Source organism: Rhodococcus sp. NPDC059234 (assembly GCF_042754225.1).
Taxonomy (GTDB): domain Bacteria; phylum Actinomycetota; class Actinomycetes; order Mycobacteriales; family Mycobacteriaceae; genus Rhodococcus_G.
In genome coordinates, this window is record NZ_JBHZAH010000143.1 from 1 (window position 1) to 11,347 (window position 11,347).

Annotated in this window: 13 protein-coding genes; 8 read left to right on the top strand and 5 right to left on the bottom strand. The window is 71.5% G+C overall.

Annotated features, from left to right (window positions below; translation table 11 throughout):
• A partial coding sequence (locus tag ACFXGJ_RS21895; protein WP_378624733.1) for a DUF1648 domain-containing protein occupies window positions 1-339 on the bottom strand: 339 nt, incomplete at its 3' end.
• Window positions 340-377: 38 nt separating this feature from the next.
• Between ACFXGJ_RS21895 and ACFXGJ_RS21900 the strand changes: the two genes are divergently transcribed.
• Window positions 378-1,583, top strand: a complete 1,206-nt coding sequence (locus ACFXGJ_RS21900; RefSeq protein ID WP_378624736.1) for an RNA-guided endonuclease InsQ/TnpB family protein — start codon at window positions 378-380, stop codon at window positions 1,581-1,583.
• A 34-nt stretch (window positions 1,584-1,617) separates the two neighbouring features.
• Here the strand turns inward: ACFXGJ_RS21900 and ACFXGJ_RS21905 are convergent, their stop codons facing one another.
• Together ACFXGJ_RS21905 and ACFXGJ_RS21910 are read right to left on the bottom strand one after the other, a co-directional pair.
• Window positions 1,618-1,968 (bottom strand): GntR family transcriptional regulator, encoded by a 351-nt coding sequence (locus ACFXGJ_RS21905; protein WP_378624739.1) that lies wholly within the window; start codon window positions 1,966-1,968, stop codon window positions 1,618-1,620.
• A gap of 73 nt (window positions 1,969-2,041) precedes the next feature.
• Window positions 2,042-2,206 (bottom strand): hypothetical protein, encoded by a 165-nt coding sequence (locus ACFXGJ_RS21910; protein WP_378624768.1) that lies wholly within the window; start codon window positions 2,204-2,206, stop codon window positions 2,042-2,044.
• Between the two features lie 166 nt (window positions 2,207-2,372).
• On the opposite strand from ACFXGJ_RS21910, the gene ACFXGJ_RS21915 reads away from it, so the two are divergent.
• Window positions 2,373-2,843 (top strand): SRPBCC family protein, encoded by a 471-nt coding sequence (locus ACFXGJ_RS21915; RefSeq protein WP_378624742.1) that lies wholly within the window; start codon window positions 2,373-2,375, stop codon window positions 2,841-2,843.
• Between the two features lie 12 nt (window positions 2,844-2,855).
• Here the strand turns inward: ACFXGJ_RS21915 and ACFXGJ_RS21920 are convergent, their stop codons facing one another.
• The gene (locus ACFXGJ_RS21920; RefSeq protein WP_378624745.1) at window positions 2,856-3,596 is read right to left on the bottom strand and encodes an ankyrin repeat domain-containing protein; all 741 of its coding nucleotides are present in this window, start codon (window positions 3,594-3,596) and stop codon (window positions 2,856-2,858) included.
• Window positions 3,593-4,180, bottom strand: a complete 588-nt coding sequence (locus ACFXGJ_RS21925) for a heme-binding protein (RefSeq protein ID WP_378624747.1) — start codon at window positions 4,178-4,180, stop codon at window positions 3,593-3,595. Before ACFXGJ_RS21925 ends, ACFXGJ_RS21920 begins: the two co-directional genes overlap by 4 nt.
• 167 nt (window positions 4,181-4,347) lie before the next feature.
• On the opposite strand from ACFXGJ_RS21925, the gene ACFXGJ_RS21930 reads away from it, so the two are divergent.
• The 6 genes from ACFXGJ_RS21930 to ACFXGJ_RS21955 all read left to right on the top strand — a co-directional run bounded on the left by ACFXGJ_RS21930 (window position 4,348) and on the right by ACFXGJ_RS21955 (window position 11,314).
• Complete coding sequence (locus ACFXGJ_RS21930; RefSeq protein WP_378624750.1) at window positions 4,348-5,562, top strand: sensor histidine kinase; 1,215 nt, start codon at window positions 4,348-4,350, stop codon at window positions 5,560-5,562.
• Window positions 5,559-6,185 (top strand): response regulator, encoded by a 627-nt coding sequence (locus ACFXGJ_RS21935; RefSeq protein ID WP_378624753.1) that lies wholly within the window; start codon window positions 5,559-5,561, stop codon window positions 6,183-6,185. The genes ACFXGJ_RS21930 and ACFXGJ_RS21935 overlap by 4 nt, the downstream gene beginning before the upstream one ends.
• A gap of 156 nt (window positions 6,186-6,341) precedes the next feature.
• Window positions 6,342-7,055, top strand: coding sequence for a phosphatidylserine decarboxylase (locus tag ACFXGJ_RS21940; RefSeq protein ID WP_378624755.1), 714 nt, complete (start codon window positions 6,342-6,344; stop codon window positions 7,053-7,055).
• On the top strand, window positions 7,052-7,912 hold the full coding sequence (locus tag ACFXGJ_RS21945) for a CDP-alcohol phosphatidyltransferase family protein (RefSeq protein ID WP_378624759.1): 861 nt from the start codon (window positions 7,052-7,054) through the stop codon (window positions 7,910-7,912). The genes ACFXGJ_RS21940 and ACFXGJ_RS21945 overlap by 4 nt, the downstream gene beginning before the upstream one ends.
• 110 nt (window positions 7,913-8,022) lie before the next feature.
• Window positions 8,023-10,203, top strand: coding sequence for an AAA family ATPase (locus ACFXGJ_RS21950; RefSeq protein WP_378624762.1), 2,181 nt, complete (start codon window positions 8,023-8,025; stop codon window positions 10,201-10,203).
• Window positions 10,204-10,282: 79 nt separating this feature from the next.
• Window positions 10,283-11,314 (top strand): DUF3089 domain-containing protein, encoded by a 1,032-nt coding sequence (locus ACFXGJ_RS21955; protein ID WP_378624765.1) that lies wholly within the window; start codon window positions 10,283-10,285, stop codon window positions 11,312-11,314.
• The last annotated feature ends 33 nt before the right edge of the window (window positions 11,315-11,347 follow it).

Consider the following 11,347-nt stretch of genomic DNA (forward strand, 5'->3'; position numbering starts at 1 on the left):
CGCGGCCGGAAGTGCGGCGACGAAGACGCCGATCCCGGCGGCCACCGCGACACCCGTCCGCGCCGCACGAGCGTCCCGCCTGGTCAGCAGGAGCAGCAGCAGGCAGAACACCGCCGCCACCGCAGGCCCGAGCAGCGGGGACCACGTGGCCGCGGTCAGCGAGGCGAAGCCGTCCGCCTCCCCGCCGGGGCCGAAGTGCACGGCCACCGGGTCCGGCAGGTCGTCGGACCAGGAACCGATCGTCGCGGATGCGCCCAGCGCGGCCAGGACCGGCAACGCCAGCGTGGCGGCGAACGCACGAGTCCACGAGACGTGGGGCGCAGCGGGGGAAGTCGTCATCGTAAGTTCGGCGCGGACACTCCGTCGTTCACCGGGGAGTGGAAGCGCCGTCCTCCTTCCTGTCGGTGTTGTCGGTTGCGTTGCCGGGTGTGGAGGAAGTGGTGCGCTACAGCTACCGGCTTCGGCCGGGTGCGATAGCGCAGCGTGCTCTGACCGCTGAGTGGCATCGGTGCCGGTTCCTGTGGAACGAGGCTGTCCATCACCAGAAGTCGGGGTTGCGGCCGACATTCGGGAAGTTGTCGAAGCTCCTCACCCAGGCCCGGTCGCACAGCGTGTGGTTGCGGGACGGATCGCAGGTCGCCCAACAGCAAACCCTCCGCACCTACGCGCGGGCGTTGGACCAGTCCTTCAAGGTGAAGGGCCGAGGTCGGCCGGTGTTCAAGGCGCGGAAGAACTCGCTGCCCTCGCTCGAGTACACCCTGCGGGGATTCTCCCTGCGCGACGGGCGGTTGATCCTCCCGAAGGGTGTGAGCATCCCGGTGGTGTGGTCGCGGGAGCTGCCGTCCGATCCGACCAGTGTTCGCGTCACCCAGGATTCGTTGGGACATTGGTATGCGTCGTTCGTTGTCCGCCGCGAAACCGAACCTGCACCCGAGGCAGAGTGCGGGATCGGAATCGACTGGGGTGTAACCACAACGGCCACGACCACCGATGCCGAGTTCGATCTGCCGTATCTCGGACATCGGCAGCGTTGTGCCGCCGAGCTCGCGAAGGCACAACGCAAGATGTCGCGACGTCACAGCGGCAGGCGTGGACCGCAATCGGGTGGGCATCAACGGGCGAAACGGGATGCGGCGAGGCTGCAGAAGAAGGCAGCCCGACAGACCGTCCACGATTCCCGGGTGTGGGCCAAGTCGGTGGTCGACCGGCATGCGCTGATTGCGGTGGAGGATTTCACACCGAAGTTCTTGGCGAAGTCGACGATGGCCCGCAAGGCCGCCGATGCGGCGATCGGTGCGGCGAAGCGGGAGTTGATCGATCGTGGTGTGCGGGCTGGCCGGAAGGTGGTGTTGGTGCAGCCCGCCTACACGACGATGACGTGTTCGAGGTGTCTCGCGAGAGCCAAGCAACGCCTCGACCTCGCACAACGAACCTTCCGTTGCCGCGACCGCGGCTACGCCGCCGGTCGGGATCGGAACGCTGCCGGGGTGATCCTGGCTGTGGCAGAACGCGGCCACACAAGTGTTGACGACGTCAGACAATCTGACCCCTCCCTTCGGGTGGGTGGTCGGGTTGCGGTCTGAGCTTGGAATCTCCTGTCCCGAGGCAGGGGAAGCGTTAAGCCATCTCCTTGTTCACGAGGTCGGTGAGTTCGAGCGCGCTCATCCCGTGCCGCCGGGCCTCGGCGACCAGGTCTCGGACCGCCTGTCGCAGCCGGCTGCGTCCGGCCGCGTCGGCCGCCACCACCGCACCTCGGCCGCGACGCAACTCGATCAGCCCCTCGTCGCGCAGTTGCTGGTAGCCGCGCAGGACCGTGTGCACGTTGAGGTCGAGCGAGGCCGCCAGGTCCCGGGCGCCGGGCAGCCGTTCGCCGGGCGGCGCGGTTCCGTCCGCGATCGCCCGGCGCACGCTGGCGGCCACCTGCTCGAAGAGCGGGGTGGCGGCCGACTGGTCTATCCGAATGAGCACAAGATCATCGTATTGTTCTAGTTCCAATAGAACAAGTTGGGTGCGCGGCGCGCCTCGCGTGCGGCGGCCGTGGTCAGCGAGCGAAGTGCCCGCGGCAGAGGTCGTCGATCTCGCGCGGGGTCAGGAGTCGTTCGAGTTGCTCAGCCGGCCAACTCTCCGGCCGACCCTTCAGCCGGGCGGTCGCCAGCAGCGGAACGGACTGACGGTGGGGGTGGCGCAGGACGCCTGACATCTTCACGACTGACTCCGGTGCAACTGTTGATCGACGCTGATGTGGATACCCTGTTCATCGCCTGGCCCGCCCGTCGCATTACACCGTGGCGCCCGACCTCTTGACGCGCGGGCTCGATCCGGCAAGATATACGTAACGCTTGGTAGCACACACACGAACCGGAGACGAACCAGTGACGAACACCCTCGAAGCGAGCATCGAGATCGACTCCACCCCCGAGGCGGTGTGGAAGGTGGTCTCCGACCTCGCGCGGATGGGCAGGTGGAGCCCGCAGTGCAAGAAGATGGTGATCTTCGGCGGCGACGTCACGCACGGAACCCGCACCTTCAACATCAACAAGAAGGGTCCGCTGGTGTGGCCGACCAGCGCCAAGGTGATCCGGTTCGAGCCGAACACGGCAATCGCCTGGCGCGTGGTCGAGAACCACACCATCTGGACCTACGAACTCGAGCCGACCGCGACCGGCACGAAGGTCACCGAGCGCCGCGAGGCGCCGACCGGCACCACCAAGATCTCGGCGCTGCTCATCGACAAGTTCATGGGCGGCACCGCAGACTTCGAGGTGGACATGATCAAGGGCATGAACACCACGCTCGCGCGCATCAAGTCCGAGGTGGAGGCGGCGACCGCCGCCACCCGCTGAGCCCGGCGTCCTTCAGCGCCCCTCGCGCAGGAGAGCCGCGACCGCACGCTGGTCGCGGCTCTCCGCGTTCTGCAGGGCGGTCCGACCCTTCGCGTCCACGATCCCCGGGTCGGCGCCCGCGGCGAGCAACTGGCCGATCACGTCGAGGTAGCGCGCCGACCCGTCGCCGTACACGACCGCCTCCTGCAGCGCGGTCCAGCCCGGGCGGTTGACGTGGTTCACCGGCACACCGGCCCGGATCAGCGTGCGTACCGTCCCCACGTGCGCGTGCTCGCCGGCCGGGATCAGGGCGGTGCCGCCGAACCTGTTGGTGGCGAACACATCCGCACCGTGCGCCAGCGTCAGCTCGAGGATGTCGTCGTACCCCTCGGCACCCGCGTACAGGAACGCCGAGTCCTGCATGTCGTCCTTCGCGTTCACGTCGGCGCCCGCCTCGACGAGCAGTCGGGCCACGTTGACCGCGTTCACCTTGGTTGCGGCCACCAGCGGTGTCCGGCCACCGGCACCGCGCGCCTCGAGATCCGCCCCCTGCGCCAGCGCCGCTCCGGCCCCGACGGCGTCGTCGACCCGGGCGGCCTCGAACAGGGCGCGCTCGAGCTCGGGGGTCGAGGTTCGCCGCGGCGCGGCCGGTGCGGGCGCCGGGGACGCGACCGCCGAGCCCGGCGGCGACCCGGTCGCGCCGCCGGCCGCCTCCGGTGCGCCGCAGGCGACGCTTCCAGCGAGGAGGAGGACGGCCGGCAGCGCGGACCTCACTGCAACGATCCCGCGATGGCGTCGAGACCGGCTGCGGCACAGGCCTGGTCGGCCTTACCGTCCGGTGCTCCGCCGACTCCGATGCCCGCGATGGAGGCGTTCGCGGCCTTCACCGTCACCCCGCCCGCCAGGAACAGGGTGCCCGGCAGGTCAGCAACGGTGGCGCCGTCACCCTTGGTGCGCTCCGTCAGATCACTCGTGTTCGCACCGAAAGCCGCAGCGGTGTAACCCTTCTGACGCGAGGCCTCCACGGTGTGCTGGGCGGCGTTGTCGCCGCGGAGCATGGCCTGCACGTTGCCGGCCCGGTCCACCACCGAGACGGTGACGAAGCCGAGTCCGTCGGCCTGGCACTTCGCCAACGCCGCCTGCGCGGCCCTGCCTGCGGCGGCGACGGTCAGCCGGTTCGACGCGACGGTGCCCTTGGCTGCCTGATCGGCGGGGGCCTGTGCGGACACCGCGGCGGGGCTGACCGTGGTGGCCCCGGCCGCACTGTCGCCGGCGTCGCCGCAGGCGGCGGTCGCCAGGACCGCGGCGAGCGGGACGACGAGGGCGAGGGCGCGGGGCAGACGGCGGGAGGTGTTCATCGTTGTGGACCTTTCGGCGAGGCTGACGTTGACTGGGATCCAGCCTCGCGGCCGCACCCACCCCCGCGCATCGGGCGGACGACTGCCCGCCCCTCCCCCGTCCGGGCGGCGCGAGATCATCCGAACGGCCGATCCCGCCAGGGCGGCCGCTCCGTAGTATCGGGCCGATGGCCAGCCCCGACACCGACCGCGCCGTCCGCGCCCGGCAGCCGCACGACGACGGAGGGCACTCGGCGCCGCGGCCCGGCCCGATCGACCTCGCGATCCACGTCTCGTTCTACGTGCTGCTGGCCACCTCCACCGCCCGATACCTCACCTATCACGGCGTCAGCGGGCGATTCGTCGTCGTCGCCGCCCTCGTCGCCGCGCTGGCCGCCCTCTACGCGGTGACCGCGCTGCTGTCCGGCCGAGGCGGCGTCTGGCAGCCCTGGGTGTGGCCGGTACTGACGACCTGGGCCGTGCTGGTGTGGCTCGCCCCGAGCTTCGCGTGGTGCGCCTTCCCGATGTTCTTCCTGTGCACCCGCGCCTTCTCCACCCGGACGGCGTACCTCGTCGTCGGGGTACTCGCCGTGCTCACCAGCATCGCGTTCTTCACCTTCAGCGGCCGCACCGAGTGGGCCGTGCTCATCGGCCCGCTCTGCACCGGCGCCCTCGTCGTCATCGCCTACGGCCAGATCGAACGCGACGGCCGGGAGCGGGTGCGCTTGGTCGAGCAGGTCGCCGAGGCGAAGTCCCGGCTGGCCGAGACCGAGCGGGCCGCGGGCGTGCTGTCCGAGCGTGAGCGCCTGGCCCGGGAGATCCACGACACCGTCACCCAGGGCCTGACCAGCGCGTTGCTGCACCTCGAGGCCGCCGACGCGGCCTGGGACCTGCCGTCCTCGCCCGCGCGGGAGGAGGTCGGCATCGCCACCGCGTCGCTACGCGAGAACCTCGCCGAGACCCGGAACCTGGTGCACTACCTCTCGTCACCGAATCTCGACACCCAGTCGCTGGGCACCGCCCTCCTCGGCGCGGCCCGCGGTTACGTCCCCACCGCGCAGGTCCGGGTGATCGGCGAACCGCAACCGGTCCCCCCGGACGTCGGGCACGCGCTGCTGCGCATCACCCAGAGCGCTGTCTCGAACGTGGCTCGTCACGCCGCGGCGCAGACTGTAGGGGTGACACTGACCTACCTGCCCTCGGCGGTGGCGCTGGACGTGTTCGACGACGGCGTCGGCTTCGATCCGACCGCGGTCGGAAACCCGTCCGCGGAAGGCGGTTTCGGACTTCCTGCGATGCGGCAGCGGGTCCGCGCGCTCGGCGGCGAACTCACCGTGGAGAGCACGCCCGGCGAGGGCACCGTCGTCGCCGCCCAGATTCCCTTCGAGCGGGCACCGGAATGAGCCCGATCACCGTCGTCCTGGTCGACGACCATCTGGTGGTCCGGGCGGGCCTGCGGGCACTGCTCGCCTCCCAGCCCGACCTCGAGGTGGTCGGCGAGGCGGGCAGCGGCGAGGAGGCGGTCGCTCTCGCCGACTCGCTCGCCCCGCAGCTGGTGATGATGGACCTCGCGCTCGGCGACGGCATCGACGGCGTCGAGGCGATCCGGCGGATCCGCGCCGGCCGGCCCGACCTTCCCGTGCTGGTGTTCACCACCTACGACACCGACGCCGACGTGGTCCGGGCGGTCGACGCCGGGGCGATCGGCTACCTGCTCAAGGATTCGACCCCGCAGGAGATCTTCGCGGCCGTGCGGGGCGCCGTCGAGGGCCGCAGCGTGCTGTCCCCGCCGGTCGCCTCCCGACTGCTGCAGCAGATGCGCAGGCCCGCCGAGACGCTGACGGCGCGCGAGGCCGAACTGCTGACGCTGCTCGCCGAGGGCCTGACCAACAAGGAACTCGGCAAACGGCTGTTCATCAGCGAGGCGACCGTCAAGACGCACCTGGCGCACATCTACGCCAAACTCGGTGTCGAGACGCGAGCGGCCGCGGTGTCGGTGGCCCTGCGACGCGACGGGATCCGCTGACCCTCGGCAGCACAGTCGCGCCCGAGTAGCAGGTCTGAGGCGCTCGAGACCGTCGGGGGTCCCGCCGCGGGGCCAGCCTCGGCTAGCCTGTGTGTACCCGCCCACGGCGAACGCCGGGGGCCGGCGCCCTGCCGTCACCGACAGTAAGAGGAGCTCGTGGCCCGCCGCCCCACCCCGCTTGGCACCCCGCAACCGACCGGCCTCGCGCACATCGCCGACCTGGTCCGGACCACGATCCCGCCGTTGCATCCGGCCGGGCTGCCGTTCGTTCTCACTCCCCTGGCCGCGGCCGTGCTCGGCCGCAAGCATCCGTGGATCCGCCGCACCGGACTCGCCGCGGCGGGTGCCAGCGCCGCCTTCTTCCGGCACCCGCACCGCGTCCCGCCGAACCGCCCGAACGTCGTGGTCTCGCCCGCCGACGGCGAGGTCGCGCTCGTGGACAACGCGGTTCCGCCGGCCGAACTCGACATGGGCCAGGCCCCGGTCCCGCGGGTGAGCATCTTCCTGTCCGTGCTCGACGTGCACGTGCAGCGCTCCCCCGTCGCGGGCGAGGTCCTGCAGGTCGTGCACAAGTCCGGCAAGTTCCTCTCCGCCGACCTGCCCGAGGCCAGCGACGCCAACGAGCGCAACTCGATGCTGCTGCGCACCGAGTCCGGGCACGAGATCGCGGTCGTGCAGATCGCCGGGCTGCTCGCCCGCCGCATCGTGTGCGACGCGAAGGTCGGCGACACGCTTCCGATCGGCGACACGTACGGCCTGATCCGGTTCGGTTCACGCGTCGACACCTACTTCCCGGCAGGCACCACGCTGATGGTGGAACGAGGACAGCGTGCCGTCGGCGCCGAGACCGTCCTCGCCCAGCTTCCGTGAACCCGCGCGACGTCGTGCCCAGCACGTCCCGGCGCGTCGCCACCAGCGGTCTGCTCTTGCTGCCCAGCACGATCACGATCCTCGCGCTGTGTGCGGGCCTGTCGTCGGTGAAGTTCGCGCTCGAGGGACAGCTCGGCGTCGCGCTGGCGATGATCGGCGCCGCCGCTGTGCTCGACTCGCTGGACGGCCGGATCGCGCGCCTGCTCGACGCGACCACCAAGATCGGCGCCGAGCTGGACTCGCTGTCCGACGCGATCTCGTTCGGCGTGGCCCCCGCGCTGGTGCTGTACGTGACCCTGCTCGACGAGGGCAGCGCCGGCTGGATCATCGCGCTGGTGTTCGCGGTGAGCATCGTGTTGCGGCTCGCACGCTTCAACACCCTGCTCGACGACGACACTGCACCCGCCTACACCAGTGAGTTCTTCGTCGGGGTGCCCGCGCCCGCAGGCGCACTGATCGCGCTGACGCCGATCGCTGCGTACGAGCAGTGGGGCGACGGCTGGTGGTCGTCGTTCTGGGTGGTCGGGGTGTGGACCGTGCTGTCGGCGGCGCTGATCGTCAGCCGGATCCCGACCCTGGCGATGAAGACGTTCTCGGTGCCCAAGCGGATGGCCGCCCTGCTGCTCGTCGGTGTCGCGCTGGCCGCGGCCGCGCTGATCACCTACCCGTTCGTGCTGCTGATCGTCCTCGTCGGCGCGTACCTCGCACACATTCCGTTCGCGGTCCGATCCAAGCGATGGGTGGCAGCCAGGCCCGAGGTCTGGGACGCCAAACCCGCGGAGCGGCGCGCGATTCGGCGAGCCCCGGCCGGCGGCCGGCTCTCCTCGGCGCGGCTCGGACTGCGCCGCCCCCGCTGACGGGGACGGGCGAGACCGACGTTCGAACGAGACGGGCTCCGGTTCCACGTGGAACCGGGGCCCGTCTCGCGTCAATGCCCAAGCGCGCCAGCACCACTAGGCTGGTCCTCGTGACATCCCCGGAACTTGCACTCACGGCCCGGCTGAACACCTCCGCCGCCGACGCCCGCCGCGGCGTCGTGCGCCTGCATCCCGAGGCGCTGGCCGCGCTGGGGCTGCGCGAATGGGACGGCATCGCGGTGATCGGCGGGCGCCGCACCGCCGCGGTCGTCGCGGTCGCCCCCGCGGGCACCCCCACCGGCACCGCGCTGTTCGACGACGTCACGCTCTCCAACGCCGGGCTCAAAGAGGATGCGCGCGTGGTCGTCTCGCCGGTGACCGTGTACGGCGCGAGGACCGCGACGGTGACCGGGTCCGCCCTCGCGACCGGGTCCATCTCCGAGACCACCCTGCGGCAGGCCCTGCTCGGCAAGGTGCTGACCGTGGGCGACACCGTCTCCCTGTTGCCCCGCGACCTCGGCCCCGGGACGAGCACCGTCGGTGCCACCCAGTCGCTCTCGCGCACCTTCGGCGTGGCCTGGACCTCCGAGCTGCTCACCGTCACGGCCGTCGACCCCGCCGGACCCGTGAGCGTGCAACCCAATTCGGCGATCGGCTGGGGCGCGGCGGCCGCGCCGGCATCAGTGCACCCGGCGACGGCCGAGCCCACCCGGGCGGCGGCGACGGCCACCCACCCCGAACCGCTGGCCGTGCAGGACCTCGTCGGGGTCGGGGCCCAGGCCGCCAAGCTCACCGAATGGCTCAAGCTCGCGCTCGACGAGCCCGAACTGCTGCACACCCTCGGCGCCTCGCCGCATCTCGGCGTGCTCGTCACCGGTCCCGCCGGCGCCGGAAAGGCGACGCTGGCGCGCGCGGTCCTCGCCGGGCGCACGGTCGTCGAGTTGGACGGTCCCGGGGTCGGCGCACTGGACTCCGCGACCCGGCTGCAGCGGGTGTCGGACGCCGTCGCCCGCATCACGCACGAGCGGGGTGTCCTCCTGATCACCGACACGGACGCGCTGCTGCCGTCCGAGACCGAACCGGTGTCGACGCTCATTCTCGACGAGCTGCGCCGCGCCGTGGACACCCCCGGCGTCGCCTTCGTCGCGACCACCGCGCATCCCGACTCCCTCGACAGCCGGGTCCGCGGCCAGGACCTGTGCGACCGCGAACTGATGGTCGCGCTGCCGGACGGCGCGACCAGGCGCGCGATCCTGGAACTGTTGCTCCGCAAGGTCCCGACCGCCGACCTCGACCTCGATGCGGTGGCCTCGCGGGCGCCCGGATACGTCGCCGCCGACCTCGCGGCACTGGTCCGGGAGGCGGCGCTGCGGGCGGCGTCACGGGCCAGCAGCAGCGGCGACGCGCCGCGTCTCGAGCAGTCGGACCTGACGGGAGCGCTGGAGGTGATCCGGCCGCTGTCGCGTTCGGGCACCGAGGAACTGACGGTCGGCAGTGTCACCCTCGACGACGTCGGCGACATGGCCGAGACCAAGCAGGCCCTCACCGAGGCGGTGCTGTGGCCGCTGCAGCATCCGGATTCGTTTGCGCGCCTTGGGGTGGACCCACCGCGCGGGGTACTGCTGTACGGCCCGCCCGGCTGCGGCAAGACCTATCTCGTGCGCGCGCTGGCCAGTTCCGGGCAGCTGAGCGTGCACGCGGTCAAGGGCGCCGAACTGATGGACAAGTGGGTCGGCGCCTCGGAGAAGGCGGTGCGCGAACTGTTCCAACGGGCCCGCGATTCCGCCCCGTCGATGATCTTCCTCGACGAGGTGGACGCGCTGGCACCGCGGCGCGGGCAGAGCACCGACTCGGGCGTCACCGATCGGGTGGTCGCCGCCTTGCTCACCGAACTCGACGGCGTGGAACCGCTCCGCGACGTGGTGGTGCTCGGCGCCACCAACCGCCCCGACCTGATCGACCCGGCCCTGCTGCGGCCCGGCCGGCTCGAGCGACTGGTCTTCGTGCCGCCGCCGGACGCGCAGGCGCGGAGGGAGATCCTGCGGACCTCGGGGCGCTCGGTGCCGCTGGCCGACGACGTGGACCTCGACGCGCTCGCCGAGGAGCTGGACGGGTACTCCGCCGCGGACTGCTCGGCGCTGCTGCGGGAGGCCGCGCTGGCCGCGATGCGGCGCAGCGTCGACGCCGCCGACGTCACCGCCGCCGACGTCGCGTCGGCGCGCGAGTCGGTCCGCCCGTCGCTCGATCCCGAGCAGGTCGCCCACCTGCAGGCCTACGCCGACATGCGCTGACGCGCAGCGGAGCGCTTTCGGACTCCTGGCACGCCGTAACCGCACCACTGCGCGGCAGCGCCCACTACCCTCGATTGGTATGCCGATCTCCGGAATTGCCCGGACCGTTGTCGGGGCTGCACTGATGTGGACCGTGCTCGTCGCCGTGATCGTCTCTGTCGCGGCACCACCCGTGTCGGCCGACCCCGCGGCCACGACGTGGCTGTGCCGGCCCGGCCAGGTCGACGATCCGTGTGGCGGCCGGTCCGGCGCACCGATCGACTGCTTCTACGTCTACCCCACGGCGTCGCTGCAGCAGACCGCGAACGCGAACTTCGACGCCTCGCCCGAGCTGCGCGCGGTCGCTCGCGCGCAGGCCGAACCGTTCGGCGCGAACTGCAACGTGTGGGCGCCGGTGTACCGGCAGAGCACCCTCCGCGAACTGTTCACCGGGACGGACTCGGAACGCAGTGCGGCACTGGATCTCGCCTACGACGACGTCGAACGCGCCTGGGACGACTACCTCGCGCACCACAACGGCGGTCGCGGAGTCGTGCTGATCGGTCACTCACAGGGCAGCCGGATGCTGCGGATGCTGATCCACAATCGCATCGACGGGAAAGCCACCCAGTCGCAACTGGTCTCGGCGCTCCTGATCGGCGGCAACGTCCTGGTCCGCAAGGGCCAGTCGGCCGGCGGCGACTTCACCTCGGTGCCCGCGTGCACGGAACCGGCGCAGACCGGCTGCGTCGTCGCGTACTCGTCGTACTCGACGACGCCGCCGGCAGACACCCGCTTCGGGCTGGCGCCGCAGTCGCCGGGTGCCGCCGGTACCCGCGCGGACCTGCCGTACGGCCCGGACTACGAGGTGCTGTGCACGAATCCGGGATCACTACGCGAGAACGCGGACGCCCCGATTCACGGGATCGTGGCCGGCCGTGAGGTCGACCGGTTCCACGCCCGGTGCACCGGCGGCGACGGACCGCACGTGCTCATGGTCGACGGGCCCGGTGCCGCCCTGCTGCCGGCCCTTCCGACCGCGAACTGGGGCCTGCACCTGCTCGACGTGAACATCGCCCAACGGGACCTGGTCGACCTCGTCGGCGCGCAGCGCGCGACCTACCTGCGCTGACGCGCAGTGGTGCGGTTACGGAGTGCAGGGACC